At 70.6% G+C, this 23,782-nt stretch carries 21 protein-coding genes and 1 riboswitch; of the genes, 13 read left to right on the top strand and 8 right to left on the bottom strand.

Annotated features, from left to right (window positions below):
- Window positions 1-29: 29 nt before the first annotated feature.
- Window positions 30-2,066, bottom strand: a complete 2,037-nt coding sequence (locus tag ABZ463_RS31080) for a catalase (protein ID WP_362781464.1) — start codon at window positions 2,064-2,066, stop codon at window positions 30-32.
- A gap of 382 nt (window positions 2,067-2,448) precedes the next feature.
- Between ABZ463_RS31080 and ABZ463_RS31075 the strand changes: the two genes are divergently transcribed.
- A complete protein-coding gene (locus tag ABZ463_RS31075) occupies window positions 2,449-4,707 on the top strand; it encodes a PxKF domain-containing protein (protein ID WP_362781462.1) in 2,259 nt (752 codons plus the stop codon).
- A gap of 270 nt (window positions 4,708-4,977) precedes the next feature.
- Here the strand turns inward: ABZ463_RS31075 and ABZ463_RS31070 are convergent, their stop codons facing one another.
- Window positions 4,978-5,865 (bottom strand): TetR/AcrR family transcriptional regulator, encoded by an 888-nt coding sequence (locus ABZ463_RS31070; protein WP_352012463.1) that lies wholly within the window; start codon window positions 5,863-5,865, stop codon window positions 4,978-4,980.
- Between the two features lie 54 nt (window positions 5,866-5,919).
- Here ABZ463_RS31070 and ABZ463_RS31065 point away from each other — a divergent pair, with 54 nt between their 5' ends.
- The 3 genes from ABZ463_RS31065 to ABZ463_RS31055 are packed head-to-tail and all read left to right on the top strand — an operon-like array spanning window position 5,920 to window position 8,830.
- A complete protein-coding gene (locus ABZ463_RS31065; protein ID WP_362781459.1) occupies window positions 5,920-7,662 on the top strand; it encodes a right-handed parallel beta-helix repeat-containing protein in 1,743 nt (580 codons plus the stop codon).
- 43 nt (window positions 7,663-7,705) lie between these two features.
- A complete protein-coding gene (locus ABZ463_RS31060) occupies window positions 7,706-8,200 on the top strand; it encodes a nuclear transport factor 2 family protein (protein WP_362781457.1) in 495 nt (164 codons plus the stop codon).
- A 51-nt stretch (window positions 8,201-8,251) separates the two neighbouring features.
- Complete coding sequence (locus ABZ463_RS31055) at window positions 8,252-8,830, top strand: TetR/AcrR family transcriptional regulator (RefSeq protein ID WP_352012466.1); 579 nt, start codon at window positions 8,252-8,254, stop codon at window positions 8,828-8,830.
- A gap of 10 nt (window positions 8,831-8,840) precedes the next feature.
- Here ABZ463_RS31055 and ABZ463_RS31050 read toward each other — a convergent pair whose 3' ends face one another.
- Window positions 8,841-10,292 carry an MFS transporter gene (locus tag ABZ463_RS31050; protein ID WP_362781454.1) on the bottom strand — a complete coding sequence of 484 codons (1,452 nt, stop codon included), beginning with the start codon at window positions 10,290-10,292 and terminating at the stop codon, window positions 8,841-8,843.
- 24 nt (window positions 10,293-10,316) lie between these two features.
- Here ABZ463_RS31050 and ABZ463_RS31045 point away from each other — a divergent pair, with 24 nt between their 5' ends.
- Window positions 10,317-10,766, top strand: coding sequence for a MerR family transcriptional regulator (locus ABZ463_RS31045; RefSeq protein ID WP_352012469.1), 450 nt, complete (start codon window positions 10,317-10,319; stop codon window positions 10,764-10,766).
- A gap of 10 nt (window positions 10,767-10,776) precedes the next feature.
- Here the strand turns inward: ABZ463_RS31045 and ABZ463_RS31040 are convergent, their stop codons facing one another.
- A complete protein-coding gene (locus tag ABZ463_RS31040) occupies window positions 10,777-11,259 on the bottom strand; it encodes an ATP-binding protein (RefSeq protein ID WP_362781452.1) in 483 nt (160 codons plus the stop codon).
- Between the two features lie 378 nt (window positions 11,260-11,637).
- On the opposite strand from ABZ463_RS31040, the gene ABZ463_RS31035 reads away from it, so the two are divergent.
- Window positions 11,638-12,192 (top strand): RICIN domain-containing protein, encoded by a 555-nt coding sequence (locus tag ABZ463_RS31035; RefSeq protein ID WP_352012471.1) that lies wholly within the window; start codon window positions 11,638-11,640, stop codon window positions 12,190-12,192.
- Between the two features lie 68 nt (window positions 12,193-12,260).
- Window positions 12,261-13,091 carry a peptidylprolyl isomerase gene (locus ABZ463_RS31030; protein ID WP_362781449.1) on the top strand — a complete coding sequence of 277 codons (831 nt, stop codon included), beginning with the start codon at window positions 12,261-12,263 and terminating at the stop codon, window positions 13,089-13,091.
- 71 nt (window positions 13,092-13,162) lie between these two features.
- On the opposite strand, the gene ABZ463_RS31025 is transcribed toward ABZ463_RS31030, so the two are convergent.
- On the bottom strand, window positions 13,163-13,420 hold the full coding sequence (locus ABZ463_RS31025) for a hypothetical protein (RefSeq protein WP_362781447.1): 258 nt from the start codon (window positions 13,418-13,420) through the stop codon (window positions 13,163-13,165).
- A gap of 160 nt (window positions 13,421-13,580) precedes the next feature.
- Between ABZ463_RS31025 and ABZ463_RS31020 the strand changes: the two genes are divergently transcribed.
- Window positions 13,581-14,912, top strand: a complete 1,332-nt coding sequence (locus ABZ463_RS31020) for a serine hydrolase domain-containing protein (RefSeq protein ID WP_362781445.1) — start codon at window positions 13,581-13,583, stop codon at window positions 14,910-14,912.
- Between the two features lie 46 nt (window positions 14,913-14,958).
- Here the strand turns inward: ABZ463_RS31020 and metH are convergent, their stop codons facing one another.
- The gene (metH, locus tag ABZ463_RS31015; protein ID WP_352012475.1) at window positions 14,959-18,597 is read right to left on the bottom strand and encodes a methionine synthase; all 3,639 of its coding nucleotides are present in this window, start codon (window positions 18,595-18,597) and stop codon (window positions 14,959-14,961) included.
- A gap of 16 nt (window positions 18,598-18,613) precedes the next feature.
- Window positions 18,614-18,690: riboswitch (S-adenosyl-L-homocysteine riboswitch) on the bottom strand.
- Window positions 18,691-18,931: 241 nt separating this feature from the next.
- Here metH and ABZ463_RS31010 point away from each other — a divergent pair.
- Window positions 18,932-19,636 (top strand): sigma factor, encoded by a 705-nt coding sequence (locus ABZ463_RS31010; protein WP_362781442.1) that lies wholly within the window; start codon window positions 18,932-18,934, stop codon window positions 19,634-19,636.
- Window positions 19,637-19,642: 6 nt separating this feature from the next.
- Here ABZ463_RS31010 and ABZ463_RS31005 read toward each other — a convergent pair whose 3' ends face one another.
- On the bottom strand, window positions 19,643-20,341 hold the full coding sequence (locus ABZ463_RS31005) for a hypothetical protein (RefSeq protein ID WP_362781440.1): 699 nt from the start codon (window positions 20,339-20,341) through the stop codon (window positions 19,643-19,645).
- 209 nt (window positions 20,342-20,550) lie between these two features.
- Here ABZ463_RS31005 and ABZ463_RS31000 point away from each other — a divergent pair, with 209 nt between their 5' ends.
- The 4 genes from ABZ463_RS31000 (at window position 20,551) to ABZ463_RS30985 (ending at window position 22,768) form a co-directional block, all read left to right on the top strand.
- Window positions 20,551-20,814 (top strand): hypothetical protein, encoded by a 264-nt coding sequence (locus ABZ463_RS31000; protein WP_362781438.1) that lies wholly within the window; start codon window positions 20,551-20,553, stop codon window positions 20,812-20,814.
- Entirely contained in the window at window positions 20,811-21,230 is a 420-nt protein-coding gene (locus tag ABZ463_RS30995) for a metalloregulator ArsR/SmtB family transcription factor (protein WP_362781436.1), read from the top strand. Before ABZ463_RS31000 ends, ABZ463_RS30995 begins: the two co-directional genes overlap by 4 nt.
- Before the next feature lie 105 nt (window positions 21,231-21,335).
- Window positions 21,336-21,983 carry an amino acid ABC transporter permease gene (locus ABZ463_RS30990; protein WP_362781434.1) on the top strand — a complete coding sequence of 216 codons (648 nt, stop codon included), beginning with the start codon at window positions 21,336-21,338 and terminating at the stop codon, window positions 21,981-21,983.
- Entirely contained in the window at window positions 21,980-22,768 is a 789-nt protein-coding gene (locus ABZ463_RS30985; protein ID WP_362781432.1) for an amino acid ABC transporter ATP-binding protein, read from the top strand. Before ABZ463_RS30990 ends, ABZ463_RS30985 begins: the two co-directional genes overlap by 4 nt.
- Window positions 22,769-23,107: 339 nt before the next feature.
- Here ABZ463_RS30985 and ABZ463_RS30980 read toward each other — a convergent pair whose 3' ends face one another.
- A complete protein-coding gene (locus ABZ463_RS30980) occupies window positions 23,108-23,725 on the bottom strand; it encodes a hypothetical protein (protein WP_362781430.1) in 618 nt (205 codons plus the stop codon).
- Window positions 23,726-23,782 lie beyond the last annotated feature (57 nt).

Below are 23,782 nucleotides of genomic sequence, written 5' to 3'. Positions count from 1 at the left end.
GGCGGCCTCCGGCCCGAAGGCCGGAGCGCTCAGGCGGGGAAGGACGCCACGTCGCGGTCGTAGTGCCGGTGCCGGACGACGGCGTCGACGAACCGCTGGACGAAGTCGTCTCCCGCTGAGGCCTCGACGACCCCCTGGCGGCCGGGCAGCGCGGCGGCCCGCAACAGGGCCTCACCGTCCGGCAGCACACCGATGGCCTTGCCGTGCTTGAAGGCCTCGCGGACGAACTGTACGGCGTAGCCGTCGTCCGCCTGCCCCTCACCGCCGGTGCACAGCACCGCGTCATACAGTACCGACGAGGCCGCGCTGACCTGCTTGTCGACCGACAGCGGCCCGGCCATGCCCTCGTGCGGGGCGACCACGTCGCAGATCGCCTTCCCGTTCTCCAGCTCCTGGATCACGGGGTAGAGCGCCTCGGCGTCGGTGTGGTCGCTCACCAGGACCGCGATCTTGCGGGTGGCCAGGGACGAGGGCTGGTCGGCCTGGCTGAGCGCGGGGGAGGACCTGCCGTGGTTGACGCCCCTGGCCGTCGGCGCGGGCAGGCCGAGCCCCGCGGCCACGTGCGCGGCCAGCCCGGTGTCGACGTTGGTCAGCCGCTCGACCACCTGCTCCTTGATGTAGCGGCGCTCGACGTGCCCGAGTTCGAACAGGAACGCCTTGACGATGTGGTCCTTCTCCCAGGGGGCCATGCTGTTCCAGAACAGCGTGGCCTGGCTGTAGTGGTCGCCGAAGCTGGGGCTGCGCTTGCGGATCTTCTCGCCCTCGACCCGTTCGGTGTAGTGCCGGAAGACCCCGGTCATGTCACCGCTGAGCACGCCGGTCGCCGGGCAGCCCCCGCTGATGGAGTTCTTGGAGTAGCTCGTCCGGCTGGTGTGGATCATGTGCTGGTGGAAGCCGTCGCGGTTGTCGTTGTGCACCGGCGCGACCGCCCTGTTGATCGGGATCTGCTGGAAGTTCGGGCCGCCGAGGCGGAGCAGCTGGGTGTCGAGGTAGGAGAAGTTACGGCCCTGCAGCAGCGGGTCGTTGGTGAAGTCGATGCCCGGCACCACGTTGGCGGTGCAGAAGGCGACCTGCTCGGTCTCGGCGAAGAAGTTATCCGGGTTGCGGTTGAGGGTCAGCTTGCCGACCGCCCGCAACGGCACCTCCTCCTCCGGAATGATCTTCGTGGCGTCGAGGAGGTCGAAGCCGAACTTGTGCTCGTCCTCTTCCGGCACGAGCTGGAGGCCCAGCTCCCACTCGGGGTAGTCGCCGTTCTCGATGGCGTCCCACAGGTCACGGCGGTTGAAGTCGGGGTCGTTGCCCTGGATGCGCAGCACCTCGTCCCACACCAGCGAGTGGGTGCCGAGCTTGGGCCGCCAGTGGAACTTGCAGAAGGTGCCCCTCCCCTCGGCGTTGACCAGCCGGAAGGTGTGCACACCGAAGCCCTGCATCATCCGGTAGCTGCGCGGGATCGCCCGGTCCGACATCAGCCACATGATCGTGTGCATGGTCTCCGGCTGCAGCTGCACGAAGTCCCACAGGGTGTCGTGCGCCGACTGGGCCTGCGGGATCTCGTTGTGCGGTTCGGGCTTGACCGAGTGCACGAAGTCGGAGAACTTGATCGCGTCCTGGACGAAGAACACCGGGAAGTTGTTGCCGACCAGGTCGTAGTTGCCCTGCCTGGTGAAGAACTTGGTGGCGAACCCGCGCACGTCGCGCACCGTGTCGGCCGATCCGCGCGAGCCCGCGACGGTGGAGAAGCGCACGAAGACCGGGGTGACCAGCGAAGGGTCGCACAGGAAGTCGGCGCAGGTGTACTCGGCCAGGGACTCGTACACCTGGAAGACGCCGTGCGCGCCCGAACCGCGGGCGTGCACCACCCGCTCCGGGATGCGCTCGTGGTCGAAGCGCATCACCTTCTCCCGGAAGTGGAAGTCCTCCAGGATGGTCGGGCCGCGCTCACCGATCGACAGTGAGTTGTCGGTGTCGTCGACACGGACGCCCTGGTCGGTGGTGTACCGGGTGTCCGCCGAGTCCACCCGATACTGGTCGAGCTGCTGCTGTTTCCGGTTGCCGTCGTCTGCCACAGGTCCCCCACGGTCGAGATGAGATCGAAGCCGGGGGGCCAATCGCGCTTATACCCCCATCACCCACCCGGTCACCCCGGTCAGTCGTGAGCACCGTGGGATTCCCGGCGGATCCGGCGCGTCGCCGGACCCCTAGGAAGACTCATCCGCCGTTTCCGCGAGGACGGCCGGTACTCCGGGCGTCGTCCTCGTCCCAGCCGCGTGGAACGGTCCCGTCCGCGAGGCGCGTCTCCTCCGGGGTGCGGGCGAGGCGACCCTTGACCCTTGGTTTGCCCGCCTGGTACTAATCGCCAACCTTGTCCTCACCCTCCGCACCCCGGAGGGTCCAGAGGGTGGGGACGCCATGCGGACTTTCACGTCCGCCATGACCAGGAGGTTCTCCGTGAGGAGTTCACTCAGACGACCTCGGCGACTTGAGCGACTGACCGTCATCGGTGGCCTGGCGACCGCGTTGTCCCTCGGGACCGTTCCGGCGTCCGCCGGTGGCGTACAGCTTCAGGCGCTGCCAGGCTCCAACCTGACGGCCGCGGCGTCCGCGACGGCGGACGCGCCACTGCCGGACTACGACAAAGAGATCGTCGGCCGGTTCGACTCGGCCAACTCCGTCAACCACATCCGGCACCTCGCCGTGGACATCGGCCCACGCCTGAACGGCACCCCGCAGGAGCGGGAGGGCGCGGAGTACATCGGCGGGATCCTGAAGTCCTACGGCTTCAAGGTGACCCTCCAGCAGTGGGGCCCGGTCTCGACCAAACGCGTCGCGAAGGTCACGTCCTCGGACGCCGACCTGCCCGGCGGGCCGAACTGGCAGATGGCAGCCTCGGCCAGCGGGAAGTTCACCGGCGACACCGGCGTGAAGGGCCAGGTGGTCGACGCCGGGACGGGCCAGTCCGCCACCGAGTTCCCGGCCGACACCGAGGGCAAGATCGTGCTGATGGACTACAGCACCAACGCCACGGTCCGCAACACCGCCGTGGCCAACGCGGTGAGCCGCGGCGCGCTCGCGGTCGTCCTGGCCTACCCGACCGGCAACTCCGCACCACCGTCGTTCACCCTCGCCACTCCCCAGCCGGGGATTCCGGTGGTCGGCGGCGGCAGCGCGCACAGCGCCTGGCTCAGGGGACTCCTGGCCAAGGGGCCGCTGACGCTGACGATCGCGACGAACGAGTACGCGAACCCGATGGGCACCAACGTCATCGGCATCCGGCCCGCGGTCGGCGACCCGGACGGCACCACCGCGCCCATCGTCATGGTCGGCGCGCACATCGACTCGGTGCTGGGCGCGCCCGGCGCCCACGACGACGCCTCGGGCAACGGCGTCTCCCTGGAGGTCGCCCGGGTCCTCAGCCAGTACCCGCTGGACAAGGAACTGCGGATCGGCGGCTTCGGCGGTGAGGAGGGCGGTCTCCTCGGTGCCCGCGCGTACGTGAACACGCTGACCGCGGCGGAGAAGGCGCGGTTCGTCGGCGAGTGGCAGATGGACATGGTCGGCACGCCGTACGAGCCGGCCCGGCTGTGGGCGCTGACCCCGAACGGTCAGTCGAACTACGTGGTCCAGGAGGCCTACGAGTCGGCCGCCCGCGTCGGGTTCGACGGGCTGCGCAACTGCAGGCTCGGGCAGAGCGACCACCAGGCGTTCTACGACGTGGGCATCCCGTCCTCGCTGTTCATCTGGCTCGACTACCGGCCGCCGGCCCCGCCGGCCGTCTGCGGTCCCACGGGCGGGACGTACGTCACCGAGCCGCAGTACCACAGGCCGACGGACACGATGGACAACATCAGCCCCGAAAGGCTGCAGACCACCCTGGACGTCGTGGGCGGCGCGGTGGCGCACAACGCGCTGAACGCGGTGACGGTGTCCGCGCTCTCGGACGCCGGTCAGCCGCTGGCCGGGGCGCAGGTACGCGCCGACTGCGGCGACGGCCCGCGTGCCCTGGGCACCACCGGAGCCGACGGCAGGCTCAAGGCTGTCTTCCCGCACATCACGTGCGACTTCTCCGTGACCGCCGAGGGCGCGACGGCCACCGAGCGCGGAGTGGCGATCTCCGGTGACCGCGCGGTGAAGGTGACCGTCGACCTCACCAAGCCGACGATCTCCCTCACCAGGCCCGCCGACGGCGCGGTCTACACGCTCGGGACGGCCACGACCGCGTCGTACCGGTGCGAGGACAACCTGTCCGGGATCGCCGGCTGCACCGGCACGGTGCCCGACGGCGGCCCGCTCGACACCTCCTCCGTCGGCTTCCACGACTTCACCGTCAAGGCCGTCGACAACGCGGGCAACACCGCGAGCCGGAAGGTGACCTACCAGGTCGTCTACCCCTGGCAGGCCTACTTCCCGGAGACGATGTCGGGCAAGGCGGGCAGCGCCGTACCGATCAAGTTCAGTCTCGGCGGTGACCGCGGCCCCGACGTCTTCGCCCCCGGCTACCCGGCTTCTCAGCAGGTGGCCTGTGACACCGGGAAACCGATCGGCCCGGCCGAACCGACCCGTAACCCGGGCAACTCGAAGATCAGCTACGGAGGCGGCCAGTACAACTACGTCTGGAAGACCGACAAGAGCTGGTCCGACACCTGCCGTCAGCTCCAGCTGAAGCTCGACGACGGCACCGGCCATTTCGCCGTGATCACGTTGAGGTAGCGGCGTAGCCGCGACACGACCGCCCGGCCGGGAGACGGGATCAGCCCCGTTCCCCGGCCGGGTTTCCATCGGCGCCGGCCCGCTTCCGGCCGGTCCGTACCGGCTCGGCTCTTAGCCGGGGACCGGATTCAGGTTGCTGACGCAGAATCTGGTGGTCGTGGCGTAGAACGCGGCCCCCGCCCGCCGGCCCGGCCGTCGAGACCTCCGCCGTGGTGTCCGCCCGGGGCCTGGGTCTCTCGCTCAGGGAGGTGACGTGAGTACGGTTCGCCGTCACGTGGCGTCGGACTTGCGTCTGCGGTAGGCCCGCTGGCGGCAGGAGGGGGAGCAGTACGCCCTGGGGCGTCCCGAGGAGGGTTGTTCGACCGGCGTGCCGCACACGACACACACCCCTGTTTCGTCACTTGTTTCGTAACGTTTTTTGACCAGCAGTTCGATGCCGTCCAGCAGCCGGGCGAGGCCGAACTCGAAGGGGTCCTCCGGCCGGTCGTAGCCCCCCTCCTCCCACAGGCGAGCGATCACGGGGTAGCCGTTCAGCTGCTCGAACAGCGTGTCACGGCTTCCCCACCACTCCTCCTCACTGAGGCCGCTGTGCCGTTCGGCCTCGGCCGCCTCGACCAGCAGCAGCGCCTCCGAGTCGACGAACCTGCCGACGAGACCGGCCACCGCGATCACCTCGGAGGGGGGCAGGCCGGTCTCGGCGACCACGCCGAGCATCTGCTCGTAATGCGCGATGACGTTGGGGCCGGGCACGTGGCGCCCGCCTCGTATCTCCGACAGCCAGGGATGACGGCGGCGCAGCTCCCACCCCTGCCTGGCGCACGCCTCAAGCCGCGCCCGCCAGCCGTCCCTCCCCGTCGCGTCCACGTCCGCGTCCACGTCCGCATCCACGGTGCCCGGGCTCTCGCCCGTCACCGCGTCGCGCATGAGGTCGATGAGCTGCTCGCGGCCGGACACGTGCCGGTAGAGCGACATGGTGGTGAAGCCGAGCCGCTCGGCGACCTTGCGCATGGACAGCCCGGCCAGCCCCTCGGCGTCGGCCAGCTCGATGCCCGCGCGCACGATCCGGCCCAGGCTCAGCCCCCGCCTCGCCTCCGCGCCGTCCCGCCGCCACAGCAGTTCGACCGTGCGCTCAGGATCGTTCACCTTGTCATCCCTCATGTTTATGGTATACACCATGTGCACACCATAAACATGTTTCGAGGGGACACATCCATGATCGAACTGTTCGTCGCCCCCGACGGGGACGACACCGCCCCGGGGACGCGGGAACGCCCGTTCGCCACCCTCGGCCGTGCCGGGCTGGCGGCCCGCGCCCTGACCGGCGAGGTCGTCGTGCGGCTCAGGGCGGGCGCGTACGCGCTGACCGAGCCGCTCGAACTCACCGCCGCCCCCGGCCGTGACGGCCGTGACGGCCACGTCACCTACCGGGCCCACGGGTACGGCACCGCCGAACAGGAGGAGGTCGTCGTCAGCGGCGGCCGTACCGTCACCGGCTGGCGGGAACTGGACGGCGTGTGGCTGGCCGACGTCGGCGACCTGGAAACCCGCCAGCTCTACGTGGACGGCCGGCGGGCCGAACGGGCGGGTGTCGAGGCCCTGCCCGGCGAGATCACCCTGACCGAGACCGGCTACACCACCGACAGCACGGCGCCGTCGGCCTGGCGCAATCCGGGCGACGTGGAGTTCGTCCACCGGGGCGTCTACCCGTGGACCGAGGCCCGCATCGGTGTCGCCTCGGTCACGACCGGCGGCGACGGCACGGTGATCACCATGGCGCAGCCCGCGTTCGGACGCGCCCTGGAGCTGTACAACTCCACCTGGCAGGGCCAGACCTCACGGGGACCCGGCCTGCCGACCAGGGTGGAGAACGACGCCTCCTTCCTCACCGAGCCCGGCACGTTCGTCCTGGACCGCTCACGCCCCGGGCGGCACGTCCTGCGTTACCTGCCCCTGCCCGGTGAGCACCCGGAACGCACCCGGGTGGTCGCGCCGGTCCTGGAGACACTGGTGCGTGTCACCGGCGGGCGCGGTGTGACCTTCCTCGGGGTGACGTTCGCCGAGGCCACCTGGCTGCGGCCGAGCGGGCCCGAGGGCTTCCTGCACTACCACGGCAGCGGCTTCCACGTCGGCGGCCCGATCGACACGGTCCCGATCGACGACGCTGGCTCCTCAGTCACGGTGCCCCGGGAGCCCGTCACGATCCCGGCCTGCGTGGTGGTCGAGAACGCCTCCGGCGTGCGGTTCGAAGGGTGCCGCTTCACCCGGCTCGGCGCCACCGGACTCGGTGTCTCCGCGTCGGAGGACGTCACGGTGCGCGGGTGCGACTTCGACACGCTCTCCGCCGGGGGGATCGTGGTCGGCGGCAGTCGTTCGGTCCTCGTCGAGGACAACCGGGTCCACCGCGTCGGCCTGGAGTTCTCCGGCTCGCCCGGCGTCGCGCTGAACGGCACGACCGGATGCACGGTCGCGCACAACCACATCGCCGACGTGCCCCACTGCGGCATCGTCGCCGGGCCCGGCACGGGCACCCGCGTCCTGAACAACCTCACGAGCGGCACGATGCAGGTGCTGGCCGACGGGGGAGGCGTCTATCTCGCCGGTCCGCAGGGCGGCTCCCACGACTCGGGGGCGGTCATCCGGGGCAACGTCATCGAGGACACGCGCACGCCGTACAACTTCGGCCTCTACACCGACTACGGCGCGGCGTGGGTGACGGTCGAGGAGAACCTGGTCGTCAGGGCCGACAGCACGGCTGTCCTGCACGTGTCGCCGCCGCTGGACAACGTCGTCTACCGGGGCAACCTGTGGGACGCCGACCCGGTCGGCGCCGACGCGCCGCCGCCGGGGGTTCTCTACGAGGACAACGTCACCTTCACGGGCGGGCCGGAGCCGGAGGCCGCCGCCGCGATCCGGGCCCGGGCCGGTCTCCTGCGGAAGGCCCCGGCGCCGTCCTGATCCGGGGTCCCGTTGACGCCTTCCCGCCCGCCGTACGGCTCTAATGGAGGGACTGCCGGACAACGCCGAGGAGACCGTCGTGACGACACGACCGCCCCTGCCGCCCTTCACCCTGGAAACCGCGCTGGAGAAGGTCCAGGCCGCCGAGGACGCCTGGAACACCCGTGATCCGGAACGGGTCGCGTCGGCCTACACCGAGGACTCCGTGTGGCGTAACCGCGACCGTTTCGTCACGGGCCGGGCGGAGATCGTGGCGTTCCTGCGGGAGAAGTGGGACCGGGAGCTTGACTACGCGCTCCGCAAGGAGCTGTGGGGGTTCCACGGTGACCGGATCGCGGTGCGCTTCCAGTACGAGTGCCGGGACTCCTCCGGTCAGTGGTGGCGCAGCTACGGAAACGAGCTGTGGGAGTTCTCCCCGGAGGGGCTCATGAGCCGGAGGGAGGCCAGCATCAACGACACGCCGATCTTCGAGGACGACCGGCGCATCCACGGTCCCCGTCCGGCCGACCAGCGTGGCGTCCCGCTTCCGATCCGCTGAACAGATCGTTTCGATCGACGCTCGGATGTCTAGCGATGCTAGAATCGGGGGATGTCGGTACGGGAACGCAAGGAGCGCGAGCGGGCGCACCGCCACCAACTGATCGTCACGACGGCTCGGGAGCTCGCCGAGGAGCAGGGGTGGGAGGCGGTCACCACACGCCGCCTGGCCGAACGCATCGAGTACAGCCAGCCCGTGCTCTACAGCCACTTCCGCGGCAAGCGTGAGATCGTCGGGGCCGTCGCCCTGGAGGGGTTCGCCGAACTGGCGGCGGCGATGCGTCGCGCGGTCGCGGACTCCTCCGGGGGGCGGGCCGCGGTGTCCGCGCTCGCGGAGACGTACGTCGGCTTCGCCGAACGCAACCCCGCGCTGTACGACGCGATGTTCCTTCTCGACACCGGCCTGCCCTTCGCCGACGCGGCGACCCCCGCGCCGCTGCGCGAGGGGTTCGGCGCGCTGCTCGACACGCTTCGCGACGTGGCGGGGGACGCCGACCCGGGTCTGTTCGTCGAGGTCTTCTGGGCGGCCATGCACGGCCTGGTCGCGCTCACCCGCTCGGGCCGCCTGCCCGCGGAGGGGTCGGCACAGCGGCTCGACCTCCTGGTCGACAGGTTCGCCGGCAGGCCGTGACGGCACACCGTCACGGCCTGCCGTCCAGGTCATCGAACAGCGCGGCCGTCCGGTCCGCGCTCTCCAGGGCCCGGCGCCCGGTGGCGAGCAACCCCAAGGCCACGACGCAGACACCGAGCCCTGCCACCAGCCACCACACCCCCCGCTCGGCCGCGGTGAACGCCGTACCGCCGCGGGTGAGGGCCGGCCCCATGATCATTCCGGCGATCGCGACGCCCAGCGTGGTGCCGCTCTGCCGTCCCGCCGAGGCCAGTGAGGCGGCCACCCCGGCCATCGAACGGGGCATCCCGGAGACCGCCGTGTTGGTGATCGGCGGGTTGACGGCCCCCAGGAAGACGCCGAACAGCAGGAACGTCACGAGCACGGCCGGCAACGGGGTCGCGGGGCCGAGCCGGAGCGAGGCCAGAGCGCCCAGGGCCAGGGCGCTCCCGGCGACCACCAGCGGCAGCCGGGGGCCGCGCGCGCCGACCAGCCTTCCGGTGAGGGGGGAGAGCACCACGGTCAGCGCCCCGACCGGCAGCAGGCACAGCCCGGCCGCCGGCGCGGACATGCCGCGCACCTCCTGCAGGTACAGGGTGGTCACGAACAGGAAGGCGCCGAACCCGCACAGCGCGAAGAAGGTCATCAGGATCGCCGACCCGAACGGCACACTCCGGAAGAGCCGCAGTTCGAGCAGCGGATCGGTACGGCGTGGCTCGTGGCGCAGAACGCCCAGCACGCCGAGCGCGGCGACCACGAGCAGCCCCAGGATCACCGGTGAGGTCCAGCCGAGCCGCCGGGACTCGATCACCGCGTAGACGACGCAGCCCAGCACCACGACCACCAGGGCCTGACCGGCCGGGTCGAAGCGGCGCGGGCGAGGGGCACGGGACTCGGGGACGAACAGCGCGGCGCACCCGATCGCGGCGGCCACGACCGGCACGTTGACCCAGAAGACGGCGTGCCAGCCGAAAGCGTCGACCAGGAGGCCGCCGAGAACCGGGCCGAGTGCCAGCGCCAGGCCGGTCGTCGCGCCGAACACGCCGATGGCCCTGGCCCGGTCCGCGGGCTCGGGGAAGGCGGTGGCGACGATCGCCATGGCCACCGGGTTGAGCATCGTGCCGCCGACGGCCTGGACGACCCGTGCCGCGACCAGCCAGCCGACGCTCGGCGCCAGCCCGCACAGCAGCGAGCCGATCCCGAAGGCCGCCAGGCCGATCTGGAAGACGCGTCTGCGGCCCACCCGGTCGGCGGTTGAGCCCGCCGGCACCAGGAAGGCGGCGAGCACCAGGGTGTAGGCGTCCACCGTCCACTGCAGGCCTGAGACCGAGGCGTGCAGGTCACGGCGGATCGAGGGAAGCGCGACGTTGACGATGGAGATGTCCATGACCACGACGGCCGCGCTGACGCAGCAGATCGCGAGTACCAGGAGCCGGCGACCGGGCTCGTCGGCCGTGGTCCGGAATCGTGTCGGATGAAGCACGACCGCGAGGCTAAGATTTAGAGTGTGCTCGAAGTCAATCCGCAGACGGCCCTCCCCGACGCCCAGGAGGGGCTGAGCATCGCCGAGGCCGCCCGCCGTACCGGGGTCAGCGTGCACACGCTGCGCTACTACGAGCGTGCCGGGCTGGTCGTCACCACCGTCGACCGCACCGTGGGCGGGTGGCGGAGATACCGGAAGATCGACCTCGACTGGATCGTCGTCTGCACCAAGCTGCGGGCCACCGGCATGCCCATCAGGACCATCCGGCACTACGCCGAGCTCGTGGCGGCCGGGCCGGGCAACGAACGGGAACGGCTCGCCCTCCTGGAGGCGCACCGCGGCGAGGTGACCGCCAGGCTCGCCGAGGTGCGGGAAAGTCTCGACCTCATCAGCCACAAGATCGACGTCTACCGGGGGCGGCTCGCCGCGGGAGACGCCGACCGGCTGTGGGCCCCCGACCCCGGCCACGACTGAGGCGGCCCCCTCACGACAGCGGTTCGTCGAAAAGGGCGAGCTCGTCATCGCCGGGAGCCTGGAAGAGCCTCAGATACTCCTCAAGCAGCTCACGGCCGACCGGAGCCGTCCCAGGCGCCCCTGTCTGTTGCGGACCTCCAGGCGACGGCACAATTCGTCGACCGGTGTGGCCAGATAGCGCAGCTCGACAGGAAAACCGAGCGCGCGCCCGCAAACGCTTCTCGTCGCGTTCGGAACGCCCCCAGAAGCCGAACTCCAGGATCACGTTCTGCCCCAGTGCCGGCAACTCCTGGGCATGCTCCCAGAACCGCCGCTCAAGCCGGTCGCGCACGTCCGCGTCGAACAGGTCGACGCCGAGATCGGCCGTCCATTCGTCCGGGCACAGCCGCACCGCCGGAATCTCTCCCGCCAGCCGCTTGGCCGGCGTCGTCTTCCCAGAGCCGGGCGGTCCGCACAGCAGGATCAGTCTCGGCTCGGAGCCCGCGTCGCCCATCGGAATCCTCCATCGCTCCGGTACTCCGGCCGCCGCGCCGTCACGGCCACCCTTCCGGTGGATCGTCCGCGTGACCGTACCGGCCGCCTTCGTGCGACCACGACGGCGGCCGACGTCCTGAGCGAATCCGGCCTCGTGCCCGGCTCGCCCACTGTGGCCGGATGCGTCCACGCGCCGCAACCGGCCGGCCGGTCAAAAGGTGACGCGTCAGCACGTGTGCCGGCCACCAGGAGGACAACCCACGCCGGCCCATGACGAGTCAAACGGTGCCGCCCGTGAGGACTGTGTGACCCGGCGGGACGAAGAAGCCCCTCCCGGGAGAGCGCACGAAAAGTAGCCGAGTGGCTACTTTGTGTGGCATCACGGAGGTGATTCCCCATGCCCAGCGCCAGCCAGATCGTGTGCGTGGCGGCCATGCTCGTCGCGGCCGTGCTGATCTGCGCGCCCGCCGCGCACGCCGACCCCCCGCAGACCAACCGGGAGCTCATCAACCGGATGGACGGCGGCCGTCTCGCCGTCCTCGGCGACAGCCTCGCCGACGGCGCCGAGGCGATCGCCCTGCGTCACCCCCGGTGGAGATACCGGACGGTCAAATGGACCTACACCGTCAAGGACGACGGCTACTACGTGATAAAGAACGAGGCGGCCAACAAGTGCCTGCAACCGGTGACGGGTCTTCCCAGGGAGGCCGACAAGGTGGTCGTGCGAACGTGCAACGGCTCGCCCCTGCAGGACTGGTCGCGCCGCCCCGAGCAGGGTGACTCCGACCAGCGCACCGGCTGGGCCGCCTACCGTCCCCGGCTCAACACCACACTCGCGCTGACCCTGGACTCCTACCAGGGGCCCGGCAGCTGGGACACCCTCCACCTCGCCCGCGACCAGAACTCCACCGACCGGCTGTGGCGGTTCCTGCGTGAGGACGAGACCTGGTGACCGCCCGGCCGGCGAGCGGCGGCACCCTTGACGGCGCCGGTCAGATCGATTAGACCTCAGGGGTTCTGTTGATCACCCCCCAGGAGGGCACCATGTCCGACAGCGCGTTGTTACGATTCGCGGCCCGCGCCGCACTGGCCGCCGCGACGGCCGGCTCCCTGGTCGCGCTCAGCTCCCTGCCCGCCTCCGCGGCCACGGACCCGGCCGCGTCCTCGGCCACTGACTCGGCCACTGACTCGGCCGCGAACCAGGCCGGGGGCAGGCCGCCGAGGCCGACGAACGGGCCGTGCCACTACACCCCGACGCCGGACGACCCCGCCGTACGGCGTGTGCCGCTGCCGCCGGACCCGCGTCGCACCCCCACCAGGACGGTCACCACGACCCTCAGCACCAACCACGGCCGGATCGGCCTGACCCTCAACGCCGCCAAGGCGCCCTGCACGGTGCAGAGCTTCGTGCACCTGGCCAGGCACGGCTTCTACGACTTCACCGGCTGCCACCGGCTGACCGCCTACGACCGCCTCAAGGTTCTGCAGTGCGGCGACCCCGGCTTCACCGGTGAGGGCGGTCCGGGCTACAAGTACAAGGACGAGCTGCCCACCGACCTGCCGCCGTGGCCCGGTGACACCACCGGCACGCGCAAGACCTACGCCCGCGGGGTGCTGGCCATGGCCAACGCCGGGCCTGACACCAACGGCAGCCAGTTCTTCCTGGTCTACGGAGACTCCGGCCTGCCGCCCAACTACACGGTCTTCGGCACGGTCGACGCGGCGGGTCTGGCCGCCCTCGACCGTGTCGCCGCGGGCGGCATCCAGCCGACGCCGGACGGCCCCACCCCGCCGGTCGACGGTAAGCCCGTCCTTCCGGTGAAGATCCGCCACGCCCAGGTCTGGCGCTAGTCTCCGTTGTCCGCGTGGTCCGCGGGTGCCCCCTCCATGCGGGAGTCACCGGCGGACCCCGGCACACGGTCTCAAACCCTGATGACGTCACTCTGAGACTCCGGGAACAGTGACGAGAGGAGACCGCCGTCGTCCACGGAGACAACGACGCGAATATCCTCGCCATCCCAGAATGCCTTTGAGGCGATCGTCCAGGTCTTCCCCTGTTCGTCCACGTACCTTTCGCGGACGCTCCCGTCGAGAAGCCTCTCCCCGACCTCGGACGCGGCCTCACCGGCCCAGTATCCGAGCTTTTCCACGGCTATGGCTCTGGCCTTCGATCGATTCACCTGTCTCCTCCCTTCCCAGGCCCGGGAAACCGGCCGAGCGTCTCCGGCGTGCGGACCCCGGAAGATCATGCATCCCGCTCTGGCTGCCGGACGAACCAGGCGCGGGAAATGGTGGAGGCCGACGAAGCCCTCGCGATCCGGTCGTCAGCAGGATGGGTGAATGGCTGACCTCACCCACCTGCGGGACCTGCTCGACAGTCAGGCGAAAGCCCTCCAGGTTCCCGGCGCAGCCGTCGGCGTGATCGTCGACGGCACCGAACACGTCCTCACCACCGGCGTCGCCAGCGTCGACGCCCCGGCCCCCGTGACGGGCGACACGCTGTTCCAGATCGGTTCGACCACCAAGACGGTCACCGCGACGGCGATCATGCACCTCGTCGAGCAAGGCCTGCTCGACCTGGACGGACGGGTACGGCGTTACCTGCCCGACCTGCGGCTCGCCGACGAGGAGGCCGCCGAGGAACTGACCGTCAGGCACCTGCTCACCCACACCGGCGGCTTCCTCGGCGACGTCGACGACGGCGACAGCTGGGGCGCCGACGCCCTGGCGGCCTCGATCACCACCTACGACCAACTGCCCCAGCTCTTCGCACCGGGGCGGCTCGCCTCCTACAGCAACGCCGGGTTCAGGCTGCTCGGCAGGATCGTCGAGGTCGTGTGCGGCAAGCCGTACGAGACGGCGGTCGGCGAGATCGTGCTCACGCCCCTGGGGATGGACTCCAGTTCCTTCTTCCCCTGGGAGGTCGCGACCCGGCCGCACGCCGTCGGCCACGTCGTCCGGCCGGACGGCCCGCACGTCGCGCACACCTGGGGGCTGTTCCGCGAGGGCATGCCCGAAGGGGGACTGGTCTCCTCGGTGCGCGACCAGCTCCGCTACGCCGCCTTCCACCTGGGCACGGGCGCCGTGGACGGCCAGGGGCCGGTCGGAGCCACGACCAGGGAGCTGATGCAGCGGGAGCACGTGCACCTCGGCGCGCCGTGGAGCGGCATCGGCCTGCCGTGGCTGCTTGAGGAACGGCCGGGCCTGCGGCTGGTCACCCACGGCGGCAACATCGGCAACCTGCAGCTGTCGTCGTTCGTGCTGGCCCCCGAGCACGGTTTCGCCGTCACCACGCTCACCAACTCGGCGCCGGGCAGGGTTCTGGGCACGCTGGTGACCGACTGGTGCCTGGAGCACCTGCTCGGCGTGCCGTCGCAGGCCGTACTGCTGCCGCTGGGTGAGCCCGGACCGGAGTACGCGGGCAGCTACGACGCCGGGCAGTGGATCTTCGAGGTGGACGAGAAACTGACGGCGCGGTTCGTGCTGCGGCCCGAGCTGGTGGCCGCGGGGGTCGAGGGCATGCCCGACATGCCGCTCGCGCTGGTCGAGGGCTCCGACGACCTGACGATCGCCGCCGACCCCAAGCAGGTCATCGGCCGTTTCCTGCGGGACGACGCGGGCGAGATCGCCTTCCTGCACCTGGGCGGCAGGGCGGCCAGGCGCGTCCGCTGATCCGTGCCCCGAACGATCGGGGCACGGACCGCGCGAAGCAGGCGGATCAGGACTCGGGCTCGTAGGCGAGGTTCGGGCGCAGCCAGCGCTCGGTCTCCTCCTGGCTCATCCCCGTACGACGCGCGTAGTCCTCGATCTGGTCGCGGCCGAGCCGTCCGACGGTGAAGTAGCGGGCGTCGGGGTGGGCGAAGAGCAGCCCGCTGACGCTCGCCGCCGGGGTCGTGGCGTACGACTCGGTCAGGACCATGCCGTGCGACTCCGCGCCGAGCAGGTCGAACAGCGTCCGCTTGCGGGTGTGGTCGGGGCAGGCCGGGTATCCCAGCGCGGGCCGGATGCCCCGGTACCGTTCGGCGTGCAGGTCCTCAAGGACGGGCTGGGAGTCCGGCTCGAACCAGGAACGACGCGCCTGCAGGTGGATCTGCTCGGCGAACGCCTCGGCCAGACGGTCGGCGAGCGCCTTGACCATGATCGCCTGGTAGTCGTCGTGGCTCTCCTCGTAACGGGCGGCCAGCTCCTCCGCGCCGTGCACGGCCACCGCGAACCCGCCGATGTGGTCCCCGGAGGGCGCCACGTAGTCGGCGAGGCTGCGGTTGGGCCGCCCCTCGGGCTTGAGCGTCTGCTGACGCAGCATCGGGATCCTGATGCCGTTCTCCAGCACCAGGTCGTCGCCCTCGGAGTGCGCCGGCCAGAAGCCGTAGACGCCCTCCGGCCGCAGCGAGCCGTCGGCGATGATCTGGTCGAGCAGCCGCTGCCCGTCGTCGTACAGGTCACGGGCGGCGGGCTGCTCAAGGATCGCCGGGAAGGTGCCCTTGAGCTCCCACGCCAGGAAGAAGAAGCGCCAGTCGATCATCTCGCGCAGCTCGGTCAGGCTCGGCCTGACGACCTTCAGGCCGGTGAACTCGGGGACGGGCAGCTCGTCGAACACCGGGCGTTCGGCGTTCGCGCGGGCCTCCTCCAGGGTGAGCATCGGCTGGCGCCTGCGGTTCTCGTGCGCCTCGCGCAGCGCCTGCTGCTCCTCACGGTTGGCGGCGTCGAGCGCCTCCGCCCGCTCGGCGTCCAGCAGGTCGGAGACCACCCCGACGACCCGGGAGGCGTCCAGGACGTGCACGACCGTGTTGGTGTAGGCGGGGGCGATCCGTACGGCCGTGTGCTGCCTTGAGGTGGTCGCGCCCCCGATGAGCAGCGGCAGCTTCAGGCCACGCCGCTCCATCTCGGCGGCGACCGAGACCATCTCGTCCAGCGAGGGGGTGATCAGCCCGGACAGGCCCACGGCGTCGGCGCCCTCCGCCACGGCCGTGTCGAGGATCTTCGCGGCGGGCACCATGACGCCCAGGTCCACGACCTCGTAGTTGTTGCAGCCCAGGACCACCCCGACGATGTTCTTGCCGATGTCGTGGACGTCGCCCTTGACCGTGGCCAGCACGACCTTGCCCTGGCCCTTGCGGGTCTCCACCTGCCCGGCCAGCCGGGCGCGCTCCTTCTCGGCCTCCATGAACGGTTCGAGGTAGGCCACCGAGCGCTTCATCACCCGGGCGCTCTTGACGACCTGCGGCAGGAACATCTTGCCCGAGCCGAACAGGTCACCGACGATCTTCATGCCGTCCATGAGCGGGCCCTCGATGACCTCAAGGGGGCTCGCGGCGATCTTGCGGGCCTCCTCGGTGTCCTCCTCGACGAAGTCGGTGATGCCGTGCACCAGCGCGTGCGCGAGGCGCTCGGCGACGGGCTGCTCCCGCCACGACAGGTCGACCTTGCGCTCGGTGCCGCTCCCGGAGACCGTCCGCGCGAACTCGATGAGCCGGTCGGTGGCGTCCTCCCGGCGGTCGAACAGGACGTCCTCGACGTGTTCGAGCAGGTCGGCGGGGATGTCGGCGTAGACGGCGAGCTGCCCGGCGTTGACGATGCCCATGTCCAGCCCGGCCCGTACGGCGTGCAGCAGGAACGCCGAGTGCATCGCCTCACGCACCACGTCGTTGCCGCGGAAGGAGAACGACAGGTTGGAGATGCCGCCGGAGGTGAGCGCGCCGGGGCAGCGCTCCTTGATGCGCGGCAGCGCCTCGATGAACTCCTTGGCGTAGCCGTTGTGCTCGCTCATGCCGGTGGCGACGGCCAGCACGTTCGGGTCGAAGATGATGTCCTCGGGGGCGAAACCGACCTGCTGCGTCAGCAGGTCGTAGGCGCGCCCGCAGATCTCGACCTTGCGGTCGGCCGTCTCGGCCTGCCCCTGCTCGTCGAAGGCCATGACGACGACGCCCGCGCCGAAGCTCTTGACCCTGCGAGCCTGTTCGAGGAAGGGCTCCTCGCCCTCCTTGAGGCTGATGGAGTTGACCACCCCGTTGCCCTGGACGCACTTGAGCCCGGCCTCCAGCACGCTCCACCGCGAACTGTCGATCATCACCGGGATCTTGGCGATCTCCGGCTCGGTCGCGATGAGGTTGAGGAAGGAGGTCATGACCTGCTCGCTTTCGAGCAGGTCGGCGTCCATGTTGACGTCCAGCAGGTTGGCCCCGCCCCGGACCTGCTCCAGCGCCACGTCGGCGGCGGCGTGGAAGTTCCCGGCCTCGATGAGGCGGCGGAACCGCGCGGAGCCGGTGACGTTGGTGCGCTCACCGATCATGACGAAGCCGGTGTCCGGGCCGATCTCGAAGGTCTCCAGGCCGGAGAAACGGCTGCGCCTGGGCGGGGTGGCGACCTGGCGCGGCGCCCGCCCGGCGACGATGCCCGCGATCTGCTTGATGTGCGCGGGGGAGGTGCCGCAGCAGCCGCCCACGAGGTTGACCAGCCCCTCGGCCGCGAACTCGCCGAGCAGGTGCGCGGTCTCCTCCGGCGTCTGGTCGTAGCCGCCGAACGCGTTGGGCAGGCCGGCGTTGGGGTGCGAGGCGGTGTAGGTGCCGGAGAGCTTGGCCAGCTCCTCCACGTGCGGGCGCATCTCCACGGCGCCCAGCGAGCAGTTCACACCGACGACCAGCGGCTTGGCGTGCTTGACCGAGTTCCAGAACGCCTCGACCGTCTGACCGGACAGGGTGCGCCCCGACAGGTCGACGATCGTCACCGAGATCCACAGCGGCAGGTCGGGCGCGACCTCCTGGGCGGCGGTGATCGCCGCCTTGGCGTTGAGCGTGTCGAAGATCGTCTCAACGAGGAGCAGGTCGACGCCGCCGTCGGCCAGCGCCGCGATCTGCTCGGCGTAGGACGCCTTGACCTGGTCGAACGTGACGGCCCTGTAGGACGGGTCGTCCACCCGGGGCGACAGCGACAGCGTGACGTTCAGCGGCCCGACCGATCCGGCGACGAACTTCCCGCCCGCCTCGTCGGCGGCCTGACGCGCCAGCCGCGCGCCCTGCAGGTTCATCTCCCGCACGTGCTCCTGCAGGCCGTAGTCGGCCTGGGCGATGCTCGTGGCGGTGAAGGTGTTGGTCGTGGTGATGTCGGCCCCGGCCGCGAGGTACTGCCGGTGCACGTCGAGAATGAGGTCGGGCCGGGTGATGTTCAGCAGGTCGGGGTCGCCGGTGACGTCCATCTCGTGGTCGGTGAACCGGTCGCCCCGGTAGTCCTGCGGGGTGAGCTTCGCGCCCTGGAGCATCGTGCCCCACGCGCCGTCGAGCACCGCGATCCGCTGGTCGAGGATGTCCCTCAGCCGCCGCGTACGCTCCGCACGCGTCTCGACCGGCGCTGTCTTCTCCACTTCGAGGCCTCCCTTCAGCTGGGAGGCGCCCTTGTTCGAATGGTGCGGGCCGAGCGTGGCGGGCGTGAGCCCGTTGCAGCGCCTCTCGACCTGAGAACCAATCTTACTCACGCCCCAAGACGTTCTGTGATCCGATGGGCCGCGGGACGAATCCCCGGAAAGCGACCGCCGTACGTCTCACCGCAGGTTGATCGTGGCCGAGGGCCGGTGACGTGGCGGTAAGGGAACAATCTTGAACCCTCCGGCACCCGAGGGAACGGCTCCCGCCCGGACGGCCGGGTGAAGGGTGACGCGGATCACAGGAACCCGGCGGGGGCGGCGGACAGGTACGGGTGTGGAACGAACAATGCGTACCCGGCTCAGAGCCGGTGACCCGGCGGCTTTCAGCGAGCTGTTCGGCGAACACGCGCAGACGATCTACCGCTACGCCGCCCGGACCACGGGGGACCGGACGGCGGCGGAGGATGCGGTGTCGCTGACCTTCCTGGAGGCCTGGCGGCTCCGCGGACGGCTGAAGCCCGACGGCGGCGGCGTCGGGCCGTGGCTGTTCGGCATCGCCGCCAACGTCATGCGCAACACCGCCCGCGCCGCCCGCAGGCACCGCGCCGCGATGTCCCGGATGCCGGTCCGCGACCCCGCCGAGGAGGCCGAGCGGATCGCCGCGGCCGTCACCGTCCTGCTCGAACAGCTGTACACCTGGCAGGGCGACGGGGATCCCTTTCGCGCCTTCGACCAGATCCAGGGCCTGATGAGCGAACGGATCGTGCCCCCCGCCACCCGGGCCGCGCTGTACCGGGCGACGGCGCTCATCCCCGGCGTGCGCCTGGTGGCCAGGTCGGCGGACGCGATGAACCGTCAGGGCATCGCGGTGGCGTTCGACGCCGACGGCGAGCGCACCGAGTGGATCTTCGACGCCGACTCCCTGGCCTTCCTCGGCACACGCGACTACCTGATCGCCGACTCCAGCCGGGGCAGGGCGGGAACCCTCATGAGCTCCAGCGCCGTCATGTCCCAGACGGTCACCGACCAGGCGGGCTGACCCCGCTCAGGAGGACGCGGCCGGTACGGCGCGCCCTCCCCGGATCAGGGGAAGGCCCGCGCTCAGGCGCTCACGCAGCGCCCCGGAGCGCACGCCGATCTCGGCGAAGTCGTCCGGCCCCGGCTCACCGTCCACCAGGACCTCGGGGACCATGAGAGCCGACAGCGGAACGTCGGGGTCTTCGAGGCCGCCCGCTCCCAGGTCCGTGAGATCCATGTAGCGGGGGGCGAGCACCCTGCCCCGCAGGGTGCCGGCGACCAGATCGGGACAGAACTCGTTCCAGAGGATCGTCACCGCCGTGCGCAGGTCGCCGTGGACCTTCACGAGTTTGTCGGTCCAGTTGCCCACGAAGGTCTCGACCTCGACGTCGCCCAGCACGACGAGCTTGACGTCCCCCTCCAGCAGGACGTTGGCGGCGCGCAGGTTTCCCAGGACGACCAGCGCGGCGGCCCCGTCGTCGACGTTGACGATGTTGCCCTCGACGGTCAGGTCGCCGTCGATCACGTAGCCCGTCGCCTGGTCCGGGGTGTCGGCGCACCACGGGGAGCCGTCGTGGTCGTCGAGGGAGAGCTCCCCGGTGACCAGGGCGGCGCCGGGGTGCAGGATGTACTCCTCCTCGTAGAGGTCACGGTAGGTCTCCCGGGCAAGGCCGCGCCGCTCGAACAGCTCGACCGCGGCGGCCCAGGACAGGTAACTGCTCGGCATGGACGGTGACCCTAGCGGGGATCACCGACATCCCACCCGCCGTGCGCCGGGCGGCGGACCGGGTACGGCGCGGCGGAGGCCGCCGTGCGCCGGGCAGCCCGGCGCCGGACCGGCCAAGCCGGAGGGGAGGTCACGCGGCGCCGCGGCACCGCCTCCGGCCAGGAAGGCGGCCGCCATCCGACCTCCCGAAGGGATATGCCAGCCTTTTCATGCGTAAGCCTGAAACAGGAACATCGGCCGGTCGAAGACCGATCAAAAACACAAAAACACAAAAAGGCGTTGGTTTTTGGGATTTTTCGCCACACGAAACCAATGGGCATCTCGGCAGTTCAAGCGAGGAGCAAGGCCCGTTCGGCCGGGCCCGCAATCGTCAAAAAAAGCGATTGTTCACTCACCTGACCATATCGCCAGGAAATTCATCCGGAATGAAATATGGCGGCGGGCGAAAACGATATCTACGCTTCTTCATATGAGCAGAGCTTCATATGTTTCCGCGGGCGAGGGCTGCGCGGTGCGCATGGTCGATCCGGATCGGGTCGGCACGGTCGCCGAGGCGATGCCGGGGGCGGAGTCGATCGAGGAACTCGCCGGGGTCTTCGCGCTGCTGTCCGACCCGGGGCGGTTGCGGGTGATCATCGCGCTGCTCAAGGGCGGGGAGATGTGCGTGTGCGACATCGCCGCGGCGTGCGGCCACAGCGAGTCGGCGGTCTCCCACACGCTGCGCCTGCTGCGCGCCTGTCACGTCGTGCGGGTGCGCCGGTCCGGGCGCATGGCCTACCACCGCCTCGACGACGCCCACGTCCGGATGCTGCTGGGCCTGGGCCTGTCCCATGTCAGCCACGCCCCGGACACGGCCCGCGGATACCGGCCTCCGGAGCAGGCCCCATGACCTCGCGCCACGACGACCACCGCGCCGATCCGCACGGCCCCCACCCGAACTCCGCGGGACACCGGCCGAACGGACCGGCTGAACGCCCAGAAGGGAACGCGCTCGATGGACCTGCTCTCCCTGCCGATGCCCGGCCTGCTCTCCGGCGTGGCCGTCACGCTGTTACTCGGTGTGGTGTCGTTCGTGTTCGGCCTAGTGCTGGGCGGCCTCGTCATGCTGGCCAGGCTCTCCCGGCGCCGGCCGCTCAGGGTGGCCGCGATCGTCTACGTCTCGGTGTTCCGCGGCACACCGCCGCTCGTCCAGCTCATGCTCGTGTACTTCGGACTTCCCCGGCTCGACGTGCGGCTGCCGCCCGTCCCGTCGGCGATCCTGACCTTCAGTCTCTACGCGGGCGCCCACCTGAGCGAGAACCTGCGCGGCGGCGTCCTGGCCGTCGACGGCGGCCAGTGGGACGCGGCGGGTTCGATGGGGATGTCCCACGGCCTGGCCCTGCGCCGGGTCGTCCTGCCGCAGGCGCTGCGGGTGGCCGCCCCCGCCATCGGCGGCCGGTTCATCTCGCTGATGAAGGACACCTCCCTCGCCTCGGTGATCACGGTGGTCGAGCTGACGCGCGTCGCCGAGACCGCGGGCAGCTCCTCCTTCCGCTACGTCGAGGCGTTCACGGTCGCGGGCGCCGCCTACTGGCTGATCAACACCGTTCTCTTCGCCGGGCAGGGGGCGCTGGAACGACGGCTGGGGAGGGCCTACGCATGAGCGGGAACGTCGCCGTCGACGTGCGGGGGCTGCACAAGCGCTTCGGTGACCTGGAGGTGCTCAGGAGCGTGGACCTGACCGTGTACAGCGGTGAGGTCGTGGTGATCATGGGGCCGTCCGGGTCGGGCAAGACGACTCTCATCCGCTGCCTGAACCTGCTCGACGAGCCCGACGCGGGCAGCGTCACCGTGCACGGCACGACGCTGAGCTATCCGGCGCGGGGGCAGGGCCGTTCGAGGAGGCGCCTGGTCCGTGACATCCGCGCCCGGACGGCCATGGTGTTCCAGCACCTCAACCTCTTCCCGCACATGACCGTCCTGCAGAACGTCATCGAGGGCCCGATCTCGGTACGGCGTCTGCCCCGCTCCTACGCCGTCGAGATGGGCGAGCGTCTGCTGGCCCACGTCGGCCTGGACGACAAGCGTGACGAGTATCCCGCGCGGCTGTCCGGGGGGCAGCGGCAGCGGGTCGCCATCGCCAGGGCGCTGGCCATGGAGCCGGAGGTCATCCTCCTCGACGAGCCGACCTCCGCCCTGGACCCGGAGCTGGGCGCGGAGGTGCTGCGGACCATCCGGAGCCTGGCGGCCTGCGGCACGACCATGGTCGTCATCACCCACGAGATCCCCTTCGCCAGGGAGGTCGCCGACCGGGTGGCGTTCATGGACGCCGGCCACATCCTTGAGGAGCAGCATCCGAACGTCTTCTTCGATGCCCCCGCGACCGCCCGCGCGAGATCGTTCCTGCGTCTCGTGCCCAAGGGCGGCGGGCCCCCGTCCCGGCCTTGAGAAGACAACACGCATCGGAGACGGGCCACGGAGCAGACGCCCGAGGGGCCCCTTCCACGACCACGACCGGTGATCCCGGGGGGCGCCCCCGCGAAACCCTGAAAGCCTCGGTGAGGCACGGCATGAGCGAAGGACGCAGGGAACCCGGGGAACACGAGCATCCGCGCGGCGGAACGCGGCCGAGAACGGGGTGCCCCTGTCGACGGTGGGGATCGCGGTGGCGTTCGGTTTCCCGGTCGCGTCACCTCCTTCACCAGGCGGAGGTGCGCCTGCCCGTCGGAGTCCGGCGGCCTGCACGCCCCGGGCCCCGCACCGGTCCTGACGGGCCCGCAGGGAAGGTCAGAAGAACGAGGCGCCGATGCCGGGGCCGTTCCTGCTGTCGTGGACGGCGACGGTCCCGGGCCCGTCCGCCGCGTCGCAGTACGGCCCATGAACGGTGAGGCCGCCCAGGTCGGCTGGGAACGCGGTGCCGGGCGGAAGGCGCCGCGCGTCGAGGGTGAAGGTGACCCGGGTACCGCTTCCAGGGGGCGGCTCGAACCGCCACACCGCGGTACGAGGCCGGAGACCGGCGAGTTCCTGGCCGAAGCCCCGGCCGTCGCACCACATTTCGGCGGTCGTCGTTCCGCAGAGCGCCGCGATGGCCGCCAGGGACCACCACTCCGGACCGATCAGGGAGCCGTGGTATCCGAGGGGCGGTGAGTCCGGCCAGGTGTGCCGCTGGTTGATCGTCACCGCGAAGCGAAGATCGCCAAGGATTTCGATCACAGAGGTCAGCGAATGGTCCTCCGCGACGTGTGCCGCCGGGTGCAGCGCGTGCTGAGCCGCAACGGACAGGAGCGTGACCGGCAGCCCCGGATCGTCCAGTCCGACGCCGAAGTACATACCGGGCCGTTTGAGAACCACTTCGTCGAACTCGAGCACGGTGATTTCGGCCGCGTCGTACTCATGCTGCGCCACGGATCACAGGCTAGCCGCTGGCAGCCGGCCGGTGCGTTTCCAGCGGCCGGGCCGGTG

The organism is Streptosporangium sp. NPDC020145 (genome assembly GCF_040631275.1).
In the GTDB taxonomy this organism is placed as follows: domain Bacteria; phylum Actinomycetota; class Actinomycetes; order Streptosporangiales; family Streptosporangiaceae; genus Streptosporangium.
Note: the sequence above shows the minus strand (reverse complement) of the source record. Positions and strands in the feature narration are given on the sequence as shown.